Genomic DNA, 21,001 nt, shown 5'->3' with positions numbered 1-21,001 from the left:
CGGTGCCTATGCCACAAGCGAGCGTGTGCTCGTTAAATTAGTGTGCTTTTATTGCGCGCCACGTGCGCGCGTGGAGATCCATTCAAAGACTGCGCTTGCTCGCCAGCCGACTGCACGCTCACCAATCTTGCACTGCGCGGGGACCTTGCCGTCCTTGATGTAACTGTAGATCGTGGAGCGGCTCAAGCCGCTCAGTTCAATCACGGCTTTCATGCGCAGGAAGGAGTCAGCACCAAACGCGTGGCTCGCCTGAGCATATCGCTGGCTATGGCCCTGGGTCGTCTTGGACAGGCGCACGGGGGCGGAGTCACGCACAGGCGGGACGGCAGCCCAGAGCTCGGACTTGGTGTTCGGGGCCGGATCGAAGGCGTTCGATGAATAGTAGGGTTCGCGGTAGTTCATGGGTACAGCGTCCATTGAGGTCAGAGGTAAAGCTGCCACCTCCGCTGATCTTTTGCGAGGTTTCCGCCGAAACTTCCGGAGACTTCGGGCCCGGTGCCCCACTTGAGCGAGGTGTTTTCGGTCGGCGCAGCCGCATGTGGATGTCGCGTCAGTGGAGCGCTGTAGGGCTGGCTACGGGGTTAATTTGACGAGATCCAGGGACGTCCAGAGTTGCTAGCCGGGGTCCAAGCAAACGAGCGGGGTTCTGTGATGGCGCGCGAGTAGTTGTCAGAGCACGAGGCAATCTGATGAGAGAAGGGCTGGGGCTGGTCATCGAAAGCGATAGTTGAGGATCGCTGCCCGATACCTAGCCCTGCGGATGAATGCGTCCCGATCGCGCAGAAGCACTGGCCTTTGATTTCCTGTTGCAGCGCGCCGACAGGTTGTAGTCATACGCCGGCGATAGAAATCGGTGTCCATCGGACAATCCTGCCACTCTCCGATATGAGTAGCCTTAGACAGGGGGGGGCGAAGCGGGGTAGTCCAAGGAGATTGCCCGTCCGCAGCCGCGAAGTCGTAGTCAGCCCAATCTAAGAGGCAGGTGCGGACTTTAGTGAAACTTCCTAGCCCGTAATGCCACCCGCACGAGCCAAGACCGCCTTGTACAGAAATCCTGATCTTAAGACGCAGCCAACAAAAATCTGTGGCATCGCATCATGCACGCCATGGAAATTACGGTTACACTCCGTTCATGTCCAAGGATGCGGCGTCAAACGGTGGTGGAAACTCCTATGATCGAAGCTTGGCTTTAGCCATCTCTGTAGCGTTGCATGTTGCCGCTTTCGGATGGATGTGGTTTGTAGGCCATCAGGCAGGTTCGGGGGAATCAGAAGCATCGGGGCACTCCGGAAGCAATGGGGTGTCGGCGGGCTTCATTGCAGCGGATGAGTTTCGTCAGCGCATCGAGACCATTACGACCTTTGCCACTTCTGAGGTGGCCGCGGCAACCGAAGAATCGTCGGAAAATGCGCCGAGCGCACCTACCGAGCGCGCTGTTGATTTATCCGATAACACGAAGCTTGTGGATTCCGACCATTCTCACGCACCAGGTGTACCCGCAGTCGAAGAGAATGAAGCAGTGCTTCCTGGGCCTCTGGAAGCAGGGCTGACTCAAGGAGGAGATAATGTTGGGGGCAACGCCGACGATGGACTACGTGCCGCATATCTGGCTGCTTTACGAGCAGCCATCCGCCAGCACTGGAGTTATCAGGGGACCCCGCGGCAATGCAATCTGACCATCAAACAATCGACAGGTGGCGCTGTGCTAAGCGCTATTGCAGGGGAATGCTTACTTGCACCGCAGGACCGCCGTGCGCTCGAAGCCGCGGTGCTGATGGCACAACCACTGCCATACAGTGGATTCGAGAGCGTATATAGCGACACGCTGAGTTTGGAATTTCAAGAGAATTGATTCGTGGAAGGTCGTTGATGTGGGCTCGAGTGCTTTCGTTTGAATTAAATTAATCATCTCATTTTTTACAGAAGGGGCATGTGTGAGAAGCCGGAAGTTCCTTTCCATTCTGATCATTATGGCATCCGTAAATTCGTCGGTATTGCTGGCACAAAGCACCGTTCCGGCAGAGAATGAGTTTGACAGGCGCATTCAACATGTTTCGTTTGTCGACGCGATCCAAAGCGAGTTTGTAGGCGAGAGGGTCAGTCTCAGCAACGGTAGTCTTGAGATAGTACAGACCGACATTGATCTCCCCAGCTCAAGCGGTATTCCTGTCCGCATTGGTCGCCGTTTCGTGCCCGGAAATTTCCTTCTTACCAACTTCTTTGAAGGATGGGATCTGGACATACCCCATATTCATGGTTACTTCCCATCCGTGACAACGTTAGCTGGCTGGACTGTTTCAGGGGCGGCGGGCGACAAGTTCAAGCGATGTTCTCTTTTCGGGCCACCTCCAGTTGTCACCTATCAGAGTGGCACGTGGGATCCGAATGAGTACTGGAATGGAAGCTTCTTCTATCGCCCGGGGCGAGGGGACGAGGAACTACTTGCGGCAAGAGCAGGCACCGCTCATGTCCCTAATGATGGGCAGACCTATCCCATAGTGACGTTGGCAGGCAGTGCGGTTCGATGCGTTTCTTTAGCCTCAACTAGCGTTTTAGGTTCGCAGGGCGAGGCTTTCGAGGTGGTTACCTCGGACGGGATGATTTACACCATGAATCACATGGTGACGCGTCCAATAGCGGCACTCTCGAAATCTAATGCCGCTCCAGAACTGCGTCTAGCAGGCCAAGGTGGGGGGGCAAACGAATGGGCTGGTGACTCCAATGGTTGCCAAGAACTTTGTGCTCGGGCGCAATGAGGTCATCGTCTATCCGAGCCGGGTAAGAGACCGGTTCGGGAACTATGTGGACTACGAATGGAGCACAGTCAATCCTTGGCAGCTACTGGGCATGTCATCCAATGATGGTCGTCGTCTGACGATTTCGTATCCCGACGCAACGAGCAAGTTTGTCAGTACCATCTCTGATGGTAGCCGTGTCTGGTCGTATCGATCCAGTGATGGCAAGTCGGGTCAGCCGGTGACCTTCCCGGATGGCTCCCGATCCTCAGCGACCTTCGTGGGTTTGCAAAGAGCCAGGCCCGACCCGACGAGAGTCTCGTGCGATGAAATTGACTTTCGCCCCTCGGACTACGTCGGAACTTTTACCGGACGCTCCGGGGTAACCGTGGAGCTCACCCTGCGGGACGTTCTATTTGGCCGCTCCTGGATAGAGCGTGAGTGCCTGATGGGCGGAGGTTCGGAGAGCATCAGGGAGCCATTTGTTTTTCTCTCCGCGGCGCTAGTCAAAAAGAAGGTAAGCGGGCCAGGTTTGCCAACTGGCGGTTTGGTGTGGACGTACGATTACGGTTTGCCAAACAACTGCTGGAATCCAAGCCCATATGGTGTTGGTTCAAATGCTTGTACCGCGACCTCTCCGACAACGCGTATCGTGAAGCAAACAAATCCTGATGGAACAGTCACCAGGTACACCTATGGGAACAGGTTCAACGTGGATGAAGGTCTTCTGCTAAGAACCGATTTTGGCTGGAATGGCACATCTGCAGTTCGATCAGAGGAAGTTACCTATGCGGACCCAGAAGCGCCTCCATACAGGGCATACAACGGAATCAGCTATCGCAACTTCGGGGACTACAGTACCACTGGGTTCTATAGGCCCAAGGCGCGTCTCGTAACCACTGAAGCCGGCAAAGTCTTTAGGTGGGAAGTCGCCACTGATTGCGCAGGCGGACCCCGTTGCTTCGATACACAGGCGAGGCCGACCAAGATCATCAAGTCCGACGGGCAATAGGCTGGCGGTTGGGGGCTCGATTGCAGTTGAGGTGGCCAAGGGCTGAAAGCGAGTCAGTGTGCGTATTGGTGCGCGGCGCGCGGATAGCTGTGCCGCTGGCTTCTACAGCCTTGCAGTAGATGCATCGACAACTTCAGAGGGGTGTTATGCGACTTTGTTTTGGGGCGACATCGATCATTGGCATGGCTATGGCCGGCTTTTGGGGTGCAACGCCATCGGTGTGGGCAGGCACACGGGTGGAAGTAGTCACTTACTATGACAACACGTCACAATGGGTATTGGGCCAGGTTGCTAGCAGGTCAGTAGATGGTGTGGTAGCCGAGCAGACTGCACACGACGCGATCACAGGGCTCCCGCTCCAGCATTGGTCGTTTGGGAAGCTTCGGCAGACCGTGACGTACCATGCAGATGGTACTGTTGCTACCGTCAAAGATGGAAAAAATAACGTCACCACGCTTTCCAGTTGGAAGTATGGTATTCCTCAGTCAATTTCCTATGCTGATGGAACGTCTCAATCCGCCACGGTCAATAACAATGGTTGGATTACCCAAGTTATCGACCAAAGCGGCTACGCAACGAGCTACGGCTACGATGTAATGGGTCACTTAGCCAGCATTAGCTATCCGGCTGGCGACACGGTTGCATGGACGCCTCTTTCCCAGTCCTTCGTCCAAGTTCAGACAAGCGAGTACGGCATCCCTGCCGGCCACTGGCGCCAAACAGTGAGTACCGGCGCCGGTACCAAGATTACCTACTTCGATGCCCTGTGGCGCCCATTGTTGGTGTCCGAGTACGACGCGACTAGCGCCGCTAGCACCCAGCGTTTCGTTGGCTACGAATATGACCACGACGGCCGGGTTGTCTTTTCCTCCTACCCTTCAGTCAGCAGCAATCCGGACAAGGGCGTTTGGAACACATACGATGCACTTGGTCGGCAGAAATCGTCCTCACAGGACTCCGAGCATGGCCTTTTGACCACGACGACATCGTACCTGAGTGACGCTACAGGAGCTTATACGCTGGTTACCGTTCCGTCCGGCGCGCAGACACGGACTTGGTACCAGATGTTCGATCAACCGGCCTACGATGCACCCGTGCGCATTGCACAGCCAGAAGGGTCGCTTACAACCATTACCCGCGATGTGTTTGGAAAGCCGATATCCATCACGCGCGGAAGCAACGACGGCACCGTACAGGCAACTCGTAGCTACCGCTATAACACCTATCAGGAGTTGTGTGCCAGTGTCGAGCCTGAAACGGGTGCAACCCTGTTGGGGTATGACGCAGCCGGCAATCTCAGCTGGTCAGCGGCGGGCCTACCTGCGGCCACGCTATGTCATGCGACGGGTGCTACCACAACCATTCAACCGCGACGAGTGGATAGGACTTACGATTCTCGGAATCATCTGACTTCGCTCTCATTTCCCGATGGAAATGGCAACCAGACGTGGACTTACACGCCGGATGGGAAGCCCAGTCAGATCATCACCCAGGATGTGGCCAGTTCCACGCAATCGATCAATACCTACACGTACAACAAGCGTCGCTTGTTGACTGCAGAAACAGTTGGCCAAACAGGGGGCTACAGCTGGGCGCTGGGTTACGGCTACGACGCCAACGGCGCGTTGGCTGGCGTGCGATACCCCAGCGGTCTCTACGTGGACTACGCCCCCAATGCCCTAGGCCAGCCCTCCCGCGCAGGCTCCTACGCCACCGGGGTTTCCTACCACCCGAACGGCGGCATGAGTCAGTTCGTGTACGGCAATGGCATTGTCCACACCATGCAACAGAATGGACGTCAGCTGCCTGCACGGGTAAAGGATGGTACGGCGCTGGACACCAGCTATAGCTATGATGCCACCGGCAACGTGACCCAGATTGCTGACGCTCTGGATTCGACTCGTACCCGTTCAATGAGCTATGACGGGCTCGATCGATTGGCGCAAGCGACCTCACCATCCTTCGGTGGCGGCGGCCAGGTCAGTTATAGCTACGATGCGCTGGACAACTTGCGTACCACCAAGCTAGCAGGCGTGAAGCAGTACAACTACTGGTATGACGCTGCCAATCGCCTAAGCAACATCGTGAACGATGCCGGAGCTACCGTCATCGGTTTCGCATACGACACTCAAGGCAATCTGGCCAACAAGAATGGCCAGACGTTTCAGTTTGACTATGGCAACCGCCTGCGCAATGCCGTGGGCAAGGAAACCTATCGATACGACGGTCACGGCCGCCGCGTAGTTTCCTGGAGTCCGAGCCAAGGCAGCATCATCTCGATGTATGGGCAGGATGGCGTGCTGCGTCGCCAGGACAATGATCGCAAGGCAAACAGTGTCGAATATGTCTATTTGAACGGAAGTTTGGTTGCCAAGGTCAGCACATCCACCGCCCCGGCAGCTCCGGTGATAACGGCGCCGACGTATAGCGACAATGGCACCTATACCGTTAGTTGGAACGCGGTTGCTTCAGCGACCAGCTATGAAGTGCAGGAGCAATTCAACGGGGGGCGTGGGAGCTCCGCTACAACGGAACTGCACTCTCTGTAGCCATGAGCGGAAAAATAGGTGGAATGTATGGCTACCGGGGACGCGCATGTCGAGGTGCCATCTGCAGCGGCTGGGGCGCAGCAGCCAATGTGTCGGTACAGGCCATTCCTTCGGGTACTTCTACAATTTCCGCACCAAATTTCTCCAACAACGGCATTTACACAGTGAGCTGGTCTGGTGTGGGGGGAGCGGCGACCTATAAGTTAGAAGAGAGTGCCAATGGAGGTGGTTGGACACCGATCCGGAATGCCCCAGGGCTTTCGCTGGGCATCGCCAACAAAGCCAACGGGACATACAGCTACCGTGTGAGTGGTTGCAATGCAGCTGGCTGTGGAGCTGCCAGTTCCACCGTCAATGTGCGCGTTCTACATCCTCCCGCATCTGCGCCTGTCCTCAGCGGGCCGGGGAGCTCCTTCAACGGAACCTATACGATTATTTGGACGGCGGTCTCGACTGCGACGGAGTATCGCTTGGAGGAATCCGCAGCAAATGGGGGCTGGAGCCAGATTTACTCAGGTAATGGCGGCAGTCATACCGTCAGCGGCAGAGGAAATGGCGTGTATCTCTATCGTGCCACCGCCTGCAATGAAGGTGGATGCTCGGGATACTCACAGAGCGTGTCGGTCTCGGTACTCTTGCCGCCGGCCGGATCACCGGCGCTTTCCGCGCCCGCCACAAGCTCTAGCGGTGCTTATACTGTCAGTTGGACACCTATTTCGATGGCAACCACGTATCGCTTGGAGGAAAGCATCAACGGTGGTGCATGGGCGCTAATCCACAACGAAGGGGCGACCAATCGTCCGGTCAGTGGAAAGGCATCTGGGAGCTATAGCTACCGGGTCCAAGCGTGTAATACAAGTGGCTGCGGTGGTTGGAGCGCGGTGGCTTCTGTGTCCGTACAGCGGATACCGATGTGCCGACAAACACATTTGCGCAAGTGGATAGTCCCAGCAGATCGCAGTGGAAGATTTCCGCGTCTTGGAGAGCCATGCCTGACGCGACCAGATATGAGCTCACCGGCTACTTTGCCTATAACGGGCCGGAGACAACCTCATTCAGAATCGTGAAATCGGTCAATCCTCCTGCGGACGACATGCCATTCCAGGTACGTGCCTGTAATGCCGCTGGCTGCTCTGCTTGGTCAGCCGTCTTCTACGCTAGCCTGTGAGAGATGTGATGATGACTCGATTCACCATGGCAATCATTGACCAACTGCTTCAAGTGCTAGCACGAGCCTGGAGCATTACGAGCATCGCATTGCTCGCTTTCCTATTGTCAGCAGCTGCACACGCTCAGACAACTGTCGAGTACATCCACACCGATGCCCTGGGCTCGCCGGTTGCCGTCACTAACGCATCGGGAAACGTCATCGAGCGCGAGGTTTACGAGCCATATGGTTCACCGATCACGCGTCCCCCGTCTGATCAACCTGGCTTCACCGGTCATGTCGCGGATTCGTTGACGGGCCTGACCTACATGCAGCAGCGCTACTACGATCCTCAGGTCGGTAGGTTTCTGTCGGTGGATCCGGTGACGGCCTATAGCAATCCGGTGGGGGCGTTTAATCGGTACTGGTACGCTAACAACAACCCGTATCGGTTCACCGATCCGGATGGACGTTGCGTTTGGGATGGCTGCGTAGTTGAAGCAATCGTAGTGGGTGCAGCAATCGGCGCGGTGATTAATACTGGCGTGCAAATGTATCGGGCGGAAGGCAGCTTGTCTGAACGATGGTCGGCGGTAAATGGAAAGCAAGTTGCAGTTGCTGCTGCAGCCGGAGGCGCTGGCGGAGTTGTCGGATCGGTTGCAAGTTCAGCCGTTACAACAGGAGGCATGATTGCCGCTAATACTGTCGGAGGGGCTGCGGTTGGAGCTGTATCAGCTCACGCAAGTGCGGCCGTCGAGGGAAAGGCGGCTTCAACTGGAGATGTTGTGAAAGGAGCTGCGTTGGGTGGTGCTCTTTCAGGAACAGGCGCTGCAATAGGTGCTGCACCTGGCGCGCTCGCTCGAAGTGCCAGTGCGGGGATGACTCAGACCCAGCGGACAGCAACTGGAAATCTTCTGGGTGGTATTGAAAGCACCACTAGAAGTGCTGGTACGGGCTTTCAGTATGCCAATCCATTGCAATCCACCGCGGACGCGGCGGCGGCTACAATTGGTGCTTTAGATAATCTCACCGCTCAGCCAAGGCCGCGTAAGGATCAAGATGGGCGTTGATGAAGAAGCGAGGTGTAGCCGCCAATGAAATCAGCGATAATTTACTTCGTGCAGGTGTTTGTCATAGCGAACGTCGCATATGGAGCTTGGTACTTGCTCTATGGAGTACCGGACGTTGGATACTTTGCGTGGATGGGTATCCTTTGGGTTGCTTCATTGATTGGCCTTGTTCCCGCATTGATTCGAGCTGTTTTTCGTAGAATCAAACGGGGTCGAGGCAATAATTACTGAGATGTCAGTAAGTTTGAGACGCTTAGTCACCGGAATTGCCTTGTTTCAGGCAATTTTCTCGCTGCATGTGTTCTGAAGATTATGAACCTATTGAAGCGTCCTCGTTAATTCGATCCAGCTGGAAGTAGAGTTCCACCGCAAAGGAGCCCTACATGAAAAAGTCGAAGTTCGCCGAAGAACAGATGGTCCGCATCCTGAAAGAGGTCGAGGCCGGTGCGAAGGTCGCTGAGACCTGTCGCAAGCACGGGATCAGCGAGCCGACGTATTACGTATGGAAGTCCAAATACGCCGGCATGGAGGTGTCGCAACTACGATACCTGAAGGACGTTGAGGCGGAACTGCCCCGAATGAAGCGCATGTATGCCGAGTTGGCCTTGGACCACCATGCGCTCAAGGATGTGCTGTCGCGAAAAGGTTGAGCCAGGCTCGGTGATTGGAAATGAGTCTGGCCATGCAAACCGGATATGGACTCACCGCCCGACGGGCGGACCGCGTCTTGCGGCTGTCTCGCTCAGCCCGCCATTACATTCCGCGCGAGCGAGACGATGGAGCGTTGATTGCTGCCATGGAGGCACACCTGAAGGACAACCCCGGCCACGGTTTTGGGTTGCTGATGGATTATGCGTTGCGACCACTGGGCTGGGGCAAGACCCGTGCATGGCGGGTCTATACCGCGCTGAAACTCAATCTGCAGCGACGTGGCAAGCGACGGCTGCCAGCACGCATCCGGACGCCACTGGAGATTCCACTTTCGGCAAATCACACCTGGTCGGCGGACTTCATGTCCGATGCGCTGTGGTCAGGTCGCCGTTTCCGAGCCTTCAATGTCAATGATGATTTCAACCGGGAATCGATGAAGATCGAAGTCGACACGAGCTTGCCGTCGGCTCGCGTCATCCGCGCCTTGGATGAACTGGTCGAACTGCGCGGGGCGCCCAAACGGCTGCGCCTGGACAATGGTCCGGAATTCATCAACCAGGCCCCGAAGCAGTGGGCCAAGAATCACGGTGTCGATCTCATCCACATCCAACCCGGAAAGCCAACCCAGAACGCCTGCATCGAGCGCTTCAACCGGACCCTCCGCACCGGGTTTTGGACCGCTTCGTGTTCACCACATTGGAGGAGGTTCGCCGAATGACCGAAGACTGGCGCCACCGCTACACCCATCAACGACCACATCGGTCACCGGGTGGCTTGCCACCCACCCAGTTTGCAATGGCACAATCCCCGTCAACCTCTACTTCTGAATGACTCGAAGAAACGGGGACGCTTCACCAACAGGAAGGAAAGCTAGCAGTGAGCTTCTGTGAGCCGCTTGGGCAGCGAGCTGTGTTCTGATGTATTCGCCTTGAAGAGCCTGGCCGAGTTGGGATGCAACTCCTTAGATCAAAGGGTCGGGCAAGCGGCGTTGAAGAGGCGACGGATAGCTGCGGGCGGGGGCGCTCGTAGCTCAGATTAAAAATTGGAAGGAAGCTTAGGGGATGGACTGTCTCAATATGGTGGGATCTGGCGCATTGCGTATCTTCTTGGCTGCGACCGTGATTGCTGCGCCAATGCCATTGCTTGCGCAAGATGTGGGGCCTCCTCAGGACTACCGCCGCTTTCTGACCGCAGCACAGGCCGTGACGCCGGTCTCATCGCTCGGTGACCAGGTAAATTTGCGGAACGGGGCCTTGTCCTTCAAGCAACTGGATATCGAACTGAAGGGACAAGGGCCTGACATAAGAATTTTGCGAACGTTCAATGTGGGAGCGCGGCAGCTTGTGTATGTGGATACATCCGGCAGCAGGATGGGAGAGTGGGAACTTGCGCTGCCGAGGTTAAAAACTCTGGCCAGTGCGCGGACATTTGCAGTTTCTAATAATAGCCCGCGCGGTTGGCAGGTCGGACTGGCGAGCGATGCTCGTTGTACGCAGATGGGCCCTCCAGGAGATGTCGTTCCACTAAAAGCCGATCCTATTCGCACGGAATACTGGTGGGCTGGATATCAGCTCATTGATGAGAGTGGCAATCAGGAGGATGTCCTGCTGCGCTGGGGCTCGGACGATACTGCTGGCCCCGCATATGTCGCTCGTACCAAGAGCAATTGGATTATTACCTGTCTACCGACAACATCCAATGGGATGCCTGGAGAAGCCTTTCAAGCAACATCCCCCGATGGAACTCGGTATTGGCTGGATTACCTCAGCTATCAGGATGCGCCGGGGATTGGGGCAAGCGGTGCCGGTTCATTAACGCGAAGCTACGCCAGTATGCTGGTTACCCGGGCGGAGGATCGCTTTGGAAATTGGGTTAAGTACCAATACTCGTCCGGAATCCTTTCTGGAATATCGTCCAGTGACGGGCGTTCGGTCGTTCTTACGAATGATGGAACAAACATTACTTCTGCTACCGTGCAATCTGGTAGCGGAAATCAGGTTTGGACCTACGGATACACCAATGGCTCTCTCTCATCAGCGGTATCGCCAGATGGAAGCAAGTGGTCGTTCGCCATGGCTGATCTTTTCAGGGGAGATATTGGCGATGCTGAAATAACTGGAAACTGCAGTACTCAGAATGCGGTTGGCGGGCTTAGTGGCGCCGTCAAAACAGGCAGCATCACTGGACCTTCGGGGGCCACCGGGGTGTACTCGGTTCAAGTGCTGCATGGGGGGCGCTCCTATGTGCCAAAGTTCTGCTGGGGTTACACCCTAGCTGACATCAGCTTTGTGGATATCCCGCGTGACACGTGGAGCTACGCCATAACTTCCAAGGTTGTTAGTGGGCCGGGGCTGGTCCCTTCGGTTTGGTCCTATGCCTATTCGCCAGGTAATTCCAGCTGGGAAGCTGACTGCGCAGCAGGGTGCACGTCCACGGTATGGACGGAGGAAACACATCCTGACGGGACGCGGCGAAGAACAACATTTAGCAACAAGTATGGCGAGACGGAGAACTTGAAGCTCAAAGAGGAGTTCTTTGCAAATAGCGCGACCTCTGCTATGCGAGTTGTAGATTACACCTATGCAATTTCTCCGATGATTGAAAGTAATAGCCCATATCCGTGGCGCTCAGTGGGTCAAGATCAATCATTTCGAACCAATACGCGCATATCCGAGCGCTGGACTCCAGTGCAGTCTATAAGAATAAGGCAAGATGGGATGGAGTTTAGTTCAGTTGTGAACGCGTACGACAGATTTGCTCGGCCACTTTCGGTCAGCAAGGCAAGTTCTGTGATTCCTTGAGATGGGCGTTCTGGTGCGAAAGGTCCGCGGTTATGCATGGTTACCCGATGCTAGGCACCCAGTCGCCGCGCACAGAGAACGAAAGGTTATCGTCGCTGTTCGTTAATCATGACGTTTTTCTTAGTGTGTTGTTCGCGCTTTGAGAAAATTTTTCGCTGCAGCGTTTGAGGTGTGGTGCCGCAGGCGCTGCACAGGTTCGAATGGCCAATATATAAGAGGAAGGGGGCTGTATAATGAAAGTATTTGGCGATGCGGGCTCGTGCTTGTGCGTGCGGCTTTTGATTTCGACGTGGGCTTTCATGATCCTGGCTGACAATGTGCAAGCACAGTCGTATTCCCGCACCGAAACCATCACCTACCACGACAACAACGACAAGTGGGTGCTAGGGCAGGTGGCCAGTCGTACGGTCAATGGCGTGGTGGCTGAACAGGCCTCCTACGACCCCAACACTGCGTTGCCCTTGCAGTCTTGGTCATTTGGCAAACTCAAGCAGACCCTAACCTACAACGCTGACGGTACCGTGGCGACGGTCAAGGATGGCAACAACAACGTAACAACGCTATCTAACTGGAAGCGCGGCATTCCCCAAGCCATTTCTTACGCGGACGGAACCACCCAGGCCGCCGTTGTAAACGATAGGGGCTGGATTACCCAAGTCACCGACCAGAACGGGAGTGCAACGAACTATGGCTATGACGCGATGGGACGCTTGGCGCAGACGAATTTCCCCGCGGGAGATTCCGTGAGCTGGAATGTGAGTGGCCGTGAGTTCCGCGCCTTGCATTCGGGCGACTGGAAGCCGGCTGGGGTGGTTGACGGCCAGTGGCGTCTGCAGGAGGTGACCGGTAACCATATCACCTATACCTACTACGATGCGCTTTGGCGCCCCGTGCTCAGGCACAACTACGACATTTCCAACATTGGTGGGACGCTGCAGTCGACAAGCACCGAATACGACGCGAAAGGTCGGGTCGTTTTCCAGTCTTATCCGTCTTCAGACCTGATTCCGCCTGCGCAGGGCACCTGGACGTTCTACGACGTGCTGGACCGGCCCACGCAGGTGAAGCAGGACAGTGAGCATGGATTGCTGGTCACCACGACCGCCTATCTCAGTGACGGGAATGGCGCATACATACTGGTGACGACCCCGCGTGGCGGCGAAACCCGCACGTGGTACCAAATGTTTGACCAGCCTTCCTACGATGCGCCCGTGCGCATCACACAGCCGGAAGGTGCCATTACAACCATTGCGCGCGACGTGCTTGGCAAGCCCACGTCCATAACGCGCGGCAACGCCGATGGGACAACTTCGGCTACCCGCACCTACCGGTACAACGCGTATCAAGAGTTGTGCGCCAGCGTGGAACCGGAGACCGGCGCCACCCTCATAGGTTACGACGCTGCCGGCAATCTTGCCTGGAGTGCAGCCGGCCTAGCTGCCACCACAGCTTGCGAGAGCGATGGCAGCTCCAGCGCGGTGGTGGCGCGGCGCGTGATCCGTGGCTATGACAACCGCAACCAACTCATGTCACTAACCTTCCCTGACGGAAGCGGCAACCAAACCTGGACGTACACGCCGGATGGTCTGCCCAGCCAGATCATCACCCAGGATGTGGCAAGTGCCACACAGGCAATCAACACGTACACCTACAACAAGCGCCGCTTGTTGACCGCAGAAACAGTCGGCCAGTCCGGGGGGTACAACTGGGCGCTGGGTTACGGCTACGACGCGAACGGCTCATTGGCTGGCGTGCAATACCCTAGCGGCCTCTACGTGGACTATGCCCCCAATGCCCTAGGCCAACCTACTCGCGCAGGCAGTTACGCCACCGGGGTTTCCTACTACCCGAACGGCGGCATGAGTCAGTTCGTGTACGGCAACGGCATCACCCACACCATGCAACAGAATGGTCGCCAGCTGCCTGCACGGGTAAAAGACGGCGTCGTACTGGATACCACCTACGGCTACGACGCCAATAGCAACGTGACGCAGATTACCGACGCCCTTGATTCAGCCCGCACGCGGTCGATGAGCTACGACGGACTGGATCGTTTGGCACAAGCAACGTCACCTTCGTTCGGTGGCGGCGGGCAGATCACCTACAGCTACGATGCGCTGGACAACCTGCGCACCACCAAGCTTACCGGCGTGAAGCAGTACAACTATTGGTATGACGCCGCCAATCGCCTGACCAACATCATCGATGATGGTGGCGCCACGGTCATCGGCCTTGCCTACGATGCACAGGGCAATCTGGCAAACAAGAATGGCCAGACGTTCCAGTTTGACTACGGCAACCGCCTGCGCAATGCCGTGGGCAAGGAGATCTATCGATACGACGGCCACGGCCGCCGCGTAGTTTCCTGGAGCCCGAGCCAAGGCAACATCATCTCAATGTATGGGCAAGATGGCGTACTGCGTCGTCAGGACAATGATCGCAAGGCAAACAGTATCGAATATGTCTATCTAAACGGGAGTCTGATCGCCAAGATCAGCACTTCCACCGCTCCTGCCGCGCCGGTGATCACGGTGCCTGCCTACAGCGATAACGGCTCCTTCACTGTCAGCTGGAATGCAATCACCTCCGCAACCAACTACGAAGTGCAGGAGCAGTTCAACGGTGGCGCCTGGCAGGCGGCCTACAGCGGTAGTGCACTCTCCATTGCGCGAAGCGGAAAGGCTGGTGGCCTGTATGGATACCGTGGACGCGCTTGCCGCAATGCCATCTGCAGTGGCTGGGGAGCAACGGCCAGCGTGTCCGTACAGGCGATCCCGTCTGGCGCTTCTACACTAAGCGCCCCGGCATTCTCTAACAGCGGCAGCTACACAGTGAGCTGGACCGGTGTTTCCGGTGCAGCGAAGTACAAGCTGGAGGAGAGCACCAATGGAGGTAGCTGGACCTTGATCGGCGATTCTCCGGCGCTTTCGCTGGCAATCGTCAACAGGGCCAACGGCACCTACAGTTATCGGGTAAACAGCTGCAACGCCGCAGGCTGTGGAACCATGAGCTCTTCCATCAACGTTCGCGTGCTGCACCCACCAGCATCCGCGCCACAGTTGTCGGTACCTTCTACATCCACGAATGGCAGCTACACCATCACTTGGAGCATGGTCTCGACCGCCACCTCTTATCAACTGGAGGAAAGCGCGCCAGGCTCTGGCTGGGCTTCGGTCTACTCGGGGGGCGGTAACAGTCACACCATCAGCGGAAAGGGTAATGGCAGTCATGCCTACCGCGTCAAGGCTTGCAACGAGGGCGGATGTTCAGGCTATTCACAAAATGCCAGTGTGTCGGTACTGCTGCCGCCAGCAGCCGCACCCACACTCTCGGTCCCGGCCACTAACTCGACAGGGGCATACAACGTCAGTTGGACGGCTGTGGGACTGGCTACCTCCTATCGTCTGGAAGAAAGTATCAATGGTGGTGCATGGGCGCTGATCCATGATGAAGGGGCAACCAACCGTTCACTGAATAGTAAGGCGACTGCTTCATATCGCTATCGTGTTAAGGCCTGCAATAGCAGTGGCTGCAGCGGCTGGAGCGCCGAAGTTATGGTCTCGGTAATGCGCATCCCCGATGTTCCGTCCAACGCTTGGGGACAGATCACGAGTTCTAGCAGATCACAGTGGAAGATATCCGCTTCTTGGAGCGCCGTCCCCGGCGCAACAAGGTATGAGCTCACAGGCTACTTTGGCTACAACGGACCTGACACCACATCGTTCATGATCGTGAGATCCGTCAGCTCTCCCACAGAAGATATGCCCTTCCAGGTGCGTGCTTGCAATGACAGTGGCTGCTCGCCTTGGTCCACCACTTTCTATGCAAGCCTGTGAGGAATCTCATGGATGACAACGTGATCAATTCGTACGTCAAGCATGGAGTGAAGATGGCCCTACTGCGGTTCGCTTGGCTGATTGCAGTCCTTTGCCCTTTCGTCGGCCAAGCCCAGACAACTGTCGAGTACATCCACACCGATGCCCTGGGCTCGCCGGTTGCCGTCACTAACGCATCGGGAAACGTCATCGAGCGCGAGGTTTACGAGCCATATGGTTCACCGATCACGCGTCCCCCGTCTGATCAACCTGGCTTCACCGGTCATGTGGCGGATTCGTTGACGGGCCTGACCTACATGCAGCAGCGCTACTACGATCCGCAGATAGGCCGCTTCCTGTCGGTGGATCCGGTGACGGCCTATAGCAATCCGGTCGGAGCCTTCAACCGGTACTGGTACGCCAACAACAACCCGTACAAGTTCACCGATCCGGATGGGCGGCAGTCTCGCGAAAACGCGCAGGTTGCGTCCACTGGATCGCCTTTATTTGACTGGATATTGAGTCCATCAGATGCGCGGAGCAGTCACAGCCAGATGGTGAAGGAGCAGCTCACCGCTGAACTTAGCCAGCCGCATAGCGCCAAGGACATTGCGCTGTACATCGCAGTTGCAGCGTCCCTTGGAACGGGGGCTGCAGGAGGGACCCTAAGAGCTGAGGGAGTGGCAGGGGCCGCAAGAGGCGTAATGGCTCGAAGCGGCACAAGGGGGGCCAGCGGGACATTGATCACGAAGGGGGGAAATAGGTATCACGGCAATAGCACTGGTTCATCCATTTCGGGTGGCAATGCACGAAGCCCCATGAATCCCCTAACTCAACAAGCGCTTGATAGCGTTCAGAATCCATCACGTACTCACGGAGCATGTTGCGAAATTGACGCGGTCAACAAAGCGTTGAATGCTGGTGATGATGTTCGCGGAGCAACAATGGGGCCTGTCAAGCTGAATGAATCTGATAGGGTAGTTCCGGCTTGTTCGACATGCAGAGAGGTCAAAAAGACCTTAGGTGTGAATTGATACATGAATATTGATGAGATTGAAATTAAACTATCTGAGTTTCTATCTAGGACTTGGAAACTGGAAGACACCCCCCCTTTCTTGCGCTCATACGTACGCCTTCTTTTGGTGTACAAGAATGAACTTTCACACATGGAAGTTGCAGCGCTACTAGATCGACTTAGACAACTTTCGGGCGAGCAGCCGGCGCCAGATAATTTTCATGAATTGCGAATCACATTGCGCGAAAGACTTAACCAAGACTTAAGTCGTGGCGAAACTGAAAGCAGAAATGGGGCGCTGAATAGATTGTTTTTTGCTGCTTTACTCGACTCTGCCGAGACCGATTTCTTTTACCTCACCGAACCGATGTTCGAATTCTCGAAAATAATGAGCACCGACCCAGAAACGCTCAAACGCATATTGGATGAGGAGTTTTCAGGATTCATGATTCGGCAAGCACAGGCTGAATGAAAGCTCGCAGTAACCCCTTTGCTCTCAAGCAAGTAACCCGGGCAAGCGCAGCGTACCCGGACGGTTCGCACTACACCAAGCCGGCAATCAGAACCGAAAAGAACAAAGCCCGCCAATGGCGGGCTTTTTGTTGGCCTTGGCCAAGCCAATCAACCGCTCTGCTGCTGCAGCACCGTATCCAGCATCTGCATGACGAAGCGCTGCTGGGCCTTGGGTAGCGCGGCAACGCGCTCCAGCTGCTGCTGCAGTTTGGGAGCCGGGCCTCGTTTGCCGGGCTTAGTAGGCACGCCTACGAGCTCTTCCAGTGACATGCCCAGGGTTGTCGAGAGCGGCGACAACAGTGCCACGGCGATGCGTAGCGTGCCGCCTTCGTAGTGGGCCATTGTCTGCTGTGCAATGCCGAGCTGTTCGGCCAGCAGCGTTTGCGTCAGGCCCAGCGCATTGCGGCGTTCGGCGATGCGTTGAGGTGCGTGTGCAGATTCTTGTGGCAACGGGTTTTGAGTTACACAAAAATCCGCGCATGCCGTTAGATCGGGACGTCCGAATTGGCGCGGACACGTAGAAGGAACTACTAGGGTGACCCGCCAGTCAAAGAGGCGCGCAAGTCGGCGCTGTGCAGCGTGTTGGCCGGCTAGCTGGATTCAGGAATGTCGGTTGCTTATGATCAGTTCAGCGAAAATTATGCGTTGCGGATTGCAACCCTTGTGACGAGATCGATTGGGGGCATGTGCGGGGGCATTATGGTTCTTCTAATTTTTGAAAATTGACGTTAATCAGATAGATGTAGAACTTATTCGAATCCCTCCGGGGCGCCAGATTCACTTCCGGGAACCTCCCGGAATGCCCAGGAACCCCGGAGCGATCCGGGGTTCCTGCTTTTCCGCGCCGTGCCGGTGCAGCCGGTCCGGCCGATGCAGGCCAGCGATGGGCAGGGCAGGCGCGCCCGATGGCGTGCAATGCCGCTGTCATCATCGGCCGCGATGATGCGCCGCTTCTGTGCCTCGGTGGGCGGTCGTGAGCAGCGTACGGATCTGGGAGAAGAGCTATGCGCTGCGCCGCAGGCTGCTGCGTGGCTTCTTCCTCCGCCGGGGCTCGCACGCCGCCGATGCCGAGGACCTGGCCCAGGAGGTCTACCTGCGGCTGCTGCGCAGCACCGGCGACAACGCCGAGGCCATCGCCAACCCGGAAGCCTACCTGTACACCGTCGCGGCCAACCTGGCGCGTGAGCAGGCGCGTTCGCGCAGCCTGCAGCCGGCGCTGGAGGACGTGGACCTGCTGGCCGAGGTGCTGAAGAGCGAAGAGGACCTGGAAGGCGACTTCGAGCGCATGCAGCGCTGGAGCGACGTGCGCAGCACCATCGCGCAGTTGCCCGAGGTCACCCGCCAGGTCATGGAGCTGCATTACCGCGAAGGCCTGGAATGCAGCCGGATCGGCACCGAGCTGGGCGTGTCCGTGCACATGGTGCGCAAACACATCGGCAAGGGCCTGGAGGCCTGCAGGAAAGCCTTGTGCATCACGGAGGAAGCATGAGCCAGGCGTCATCGCGGGCCGATGCCGAAGATCCCGGCCAGCAGGCGCTGGACTGGTTCCTGCGCCATCGCCAGGGGGAGCTGGAGGCCGCGCAGGAAGCCGCCTTCCTGGCCTGGCTGCAGCATTCGCCCGAACACGTGCGCGCCTACCTGCGCGCGCTGAACCTGCACCGCCAGGTGGGCGCGGCGATGGCGCCGACACCGGCACGTGCGGGAACTGGGCGCGCACAGGGCAATGTCGTGCCCTTGTTCACCGTCGCGCCGCGGCATCGCCAGCCGCAGCGCGCACCGCGCCGGTGGCGTTGGCGCGCGCTGGCCGGCGCGGCCTGCCTGCTGCTGGCAGTGGGCGGGCTGGCCCCGCACCTCTGGCCGCAGCCGACGCGCTTCAGCGCCCGGAACGGCCAGTTGCGCGACATCGTGCTGGCCGATGGCAGCAAGCTGCGGCTCAACGCGGACAGCACCGTGCAGGTGCGCATGGGTTGGTTCGGGCGGCAGGTCGAATTGCTGCACGGCGAAGCCAGTTTCGACGTCGCCGCCGACCGCCGGCCGTTCGAGGTGAACGTGGCGGGGCTGCGCATCCGCGACATCGGCACGGTGTTCGACGTGGCACGCCGCCTGCAGGGCACCCGCATCGGCGTGGTCTCGGGTGAAGTGGAGATATGGAGCGGGGGCGGGGACACACGGCGGCTGGCGCAGCTGGATGCCGGGCGCGTGGTGCTGGTCGAGCACGCCAGCCAGGCGGTGCAGCCGCTCGACATGCCGGCGTCGATGCTGCTGGATTGGCAGCAGCGCAAGGTCTCCTTCCTGGACGAGCGCCTGGACGAGGTGGCCGCCGCCTTCAACCGGCACAACCAGGTGCAGGTGCAGGTCATCGACGCGCGCGCCGCGGCGATGCGCCTGTCCGGCAGCCTGGAAGCCCACCGCATCGGTGCGCTGCAGTCGTTCCTGGCGCGTGACCCGCGCTTCGTGGTCGAACGTGACGGTGACACGGTGCGCGTATCCAGCCGCTGAGCGATGGCTGTCAAAAAAATTTCATCGAATCCGCGTTCTCCATTCCCGCGCTTTCCCGCTCATTCCTGGAATAGGCCGTCATCGTTTTCGACGACGGCGCAACTGCCTACCTCCTCCCAGGAATCGTGATGCGCAACAAGCTCTACCTCTCGGTTGTCCTCGCACTCTCCCCCTGCTTTGCCAGCCATGCCGCCGCGCCCGCTGCGCAGGGGCTGGAGGCGCGCCTGGCCGCACCGATCGCGGCACAGCCACTGAACCGCGCGCTGGAGCAGCTCTCGCGCAGCTCCGGGGTGCAGTTCCTGTACGCGGCCGCCGGCGCGCCACGCATGGCCGGTGCGGTGGCACCGGGCGCGACGGTCAGGCAGGCGCTGGACACGCTGCTGCAGGGCACCGGACTGGGCTACACGGTGATGGAGGGCAACGTCATCGCCATCGACCCAGCCCCGGCGCCGGCCCCGCGAGCACCAGCCGCGCCGCCGCCCAGGCCGCGCGAGAGCGTCCCGGCCGCCGCCGCGACGCTGGGCACGGTCAAGGTGATCGCCGCCCACGAGGTCATCGACCAGAAGAAGCACTCGCCGGTGATCAAGGACTCGGTGATCTACGACGAGATGGACAGCTACGGCGACGAGACGCTCGCCGAAAGCCTGATGGCGGCGCCGGGGCTGAGTGCGGTGGAGGACGCCGGCGAGCCGCGCTATGTCACCGTGCGCGGCGTGCAGGCCAACCTCAACTACACCACCATCGACGGCATCGCCATTGCCAGCGTCGGCGGCAGCGGCTCGGGCGAGCGCATGAACAACCTGCAGCTGATCCCCAGCGACATCGGCACCCGCACCGACATCTACAAGAGCTTCAGCGCCGAGCAGGCGCCGGACGCGATCGGCGGCGTCATCGACATCATCAGCCGCAGTGCGTTCGATCGCTCCGGCAAGTATGTGTTCGCCGACGTTGCCGGCATCTACTCCACCGCCCAGACCAATGTCGACCGCAGTGCCGGCGGTGACCACAAGACGCTCGGCCACTTCGGCAAGAGCGCCAAGCTGGTGTTCTCCGACCAGTTCGGCGCCGATGACCAGTTCGGCATCGTCGCGGTGGCACGCTACGAGCAGCGCTCGCGCAACAGCACCAAGCGCTGGGTGGAGTCGAACTACTACTTCAACGACGCGGGCAAGTACCTGACCGACGGCAGCACCG

General features: G+C 57.9%; 15 protein-coding genes and 1 pseudogene. 14 read left to right on the top strand and 2 right to left on the bottom strand.

What is annotated here, in order from left to right:
- Window positions 1-48: 48 nt before the first annotated feature.
- Window positions 49-402, bottom strand: coding sequence for a helix-turn-helix transcriptional regulator (locus tag VA603_RS11040; RefSeq protein ID WP_323438860.1), 354 nt, complete (start codon window positions 400-402; stop codon window positions 49-51).
- Between the two features lie 730 nt (window positions 403-1,132).
- Between VA603_RS11040 and VA603_RS11035 the strand changes: the two genes are divergently transcribed.
- The 11 genes and pseudogenes from VA603_RS11035 to VA603_RS10985 all read left to right on the top strand — a co-directional run bounded on the left by VA603_RS11035 (window position 1,133) and on the right by VA603_RS10985 (window position 17,267).
- Window positions 1,133-1,852, top strand: coding sequence for a hypothetical protein (locus VA603_RS11035; protein WP_323438859.1), 720 nt, complete (start codon window positions 1,133-1,135; stop codon window positions 1,850-1,852).
- A gap of 82 nt (window positions 1,853-1,934) precedes the next feature.
- Window positions 1,935-2,756, top strand: a complete 822-nt coding sequence (locus VA603_RS11030; RefSeq protein ID WP_323438858.1) for a hypothetical protein — start codon at window positions 1,935-1,937, stop codon at window positions 2,754-2,756.
- Window positions 2,722-3,747 carry a hypothetical protein gene (locus VA603_RS11025; RefSeq protein WP_323438857.1) on the top strand — a complete coding sequence of 342 codons (1,026 nt, stop codon included), beginning with the start codon at window positions 2,722-2,724 and terminating at the stop codon, window positions 3,745-3,747. The genes VA603_RS11030 and VA603_RS11025 overlap by 35 nt, the downstream gene beginning before the upstream one ends.
- A gap of 236 nt (window positions 3,748-3,983) precedes the next feature.
- Window positions 3,984-6,296, top strand: a complete 2,313-nt coding sequence (locus tag VA603_RS11020; protein WP_323438856.1) for an RHS repeat protein — start codon at window positions 3,984-3,986, stop codon at window positions 6,294-6,296.
- A gap of 1,176 nt (window positions 6,297-7,472) precedes the next feature.
- Window positions 7,473-8,513, top strand: coding sequence for an RHS repeat-associated core domain-containing protein (locus VA603_RS11015; protein WP_323438855.1), 1,041 nt, complete (start codon window positions 7,473-7,475; stop codon window positions 8,511-8,513).
- 383 nt (window positions 8,514-8,896) lie between these two features.
- Entirely contained in the window at window positions 8,897-9,163 is a 267-nt protein-coding gene (locus VA603_RS11010; RefSeq protein ID WP_323438854.1) for a transposase, read from the top strand.
- 20 nt (window positions 9,164-9,183) lie between these two features.
- Window positions 9,184-9,995: pseudogene (locus VA603_RS11005) on the top strand (integrase core domain-containing protein).
- A 230-nt stretch (window positions 9,996-10,225) separates the two neighbouring features.
- Window positions 10,226-11,965 carry a hypothetical protein gene (locus tag VA603_RS11000; RefSeq protein WP_323438852.1) on the top strand — a complete coding sequence of 580 codons (1,740 nt, stop codon included), beginning with the start codon at window positions 10,226-10,228 and terminating at the stop codon, window positions 11,963-11,965.
- A 233-nt stretch (window positions 11,966-12,198) separates the two neighbouring features.
- Window positions 12,199-15,801, top strand: coding sequence for a wall-associated protein (locus VA603_RS10995; RefSeq protein WP_323438851.1), 3,603 nt, complete (start codon window positions 12,199-12,201; stop codon window positions 15,799-15,801).
- Window positions 15,802-15,809: 8 nt separating this feature from the next.
- Window positions 15,810-16,814 carry an RHS repeat-associated core domain-containing protein gene (locus VA603_RS10990; RefSeq protein WP_323438850.1) on the top strand — a complete coding sequence of 335 codons (1,005 nt, stop codon included), beginning with the start codon at window positions 15,810-15,812 and terminating at the stop codon, window positions 16,812-16,814.
- 3 nt (window positions 16,815-16,817) lie between these two features.
- Complete coding sequence (locus VA603_RS10985; protein ID WP_323438849.1) at window positions 16,818-17,267, top strand: hypothetical protein; 450 nt, start codon at window positions 16,818-16,820, stop codon at window positions 17,265-17,267.
- Window positions 17,268-17,416: 149 nt separating this feature from the next.
- Here VA603_RS10985 and VA603_RS10980 read toward each other — a convergent pair whose 3' ends face one another.
- A complete protein-coding gene (locus VA603_RS10980) occupies window positions 17,417-17,758 on the bottom strand; it encodes a helix-turn-helix domain-containing protein (protein ID WP_323438848.1) in 342 nt (113 codons plus the stop codon).
- Window positions 17,759-18,281: 523 nt separating this feature from the next.
- Here VA603_RS10980 and VA603_RS10975 point away from each other — a divergent pair.
- The 3 genes from VA603_RS10975 to VA603_RS10965 all read left to right on the top strand — a co-directional run.
- On the top strand, window positions 18,282-18,797 hold the full coding sequence (locus VA603_RS10975; protein ID WP_132862589.1) for an RNA polymerase sigma factor: 516 nt from the start codon (window positions 18,282-18,284) through the stop codon (window positions 18,795-18,797).
- The gene (locus VA603_RS10970; RefSeq protein ID WP_323438847.1) at window positions 18,794-19,807 is read left to right on the top strand and encodes a FecR family protein; all 1,014 of its coding nucleotides are present in this window, start codon (window positions 18,794-18,796) and stop codon (window positions 19,805-19,807) included. The genes VA603_RS10975 and VA603_RS10970 overlap by 4 nt, the downstream gene beginning before the upstream one ends.
- Before the next feature lie 128 nt (window positions 19,808-19,935).
- Window positions 19,936-21,001, top strand: a 1,066-nt coding sequence (locus VA603_RS10965; RefSeq protein WP_323438846.1) for a TonB-dependent receptor, incomplete at its 3' end; no start/stop codon positions are given.

Origin of the sequence: Stenotrophomonas capsici, assembly GCF_034961085.1 — a bacterium.
In the GTDB taxonomy this organism is placed as follows: Bacteria; Pseudomonadota; Gammaproteobacteria; order Xanthomonadales; family Xanthomonadaceae; genus Stenotrophomonas; species Stenotrophomonas capsici.
Note: the sequence above shows the minus strand (reverse complement) of the source record. Positions and strands in the feature narration are given on the sequence as shown.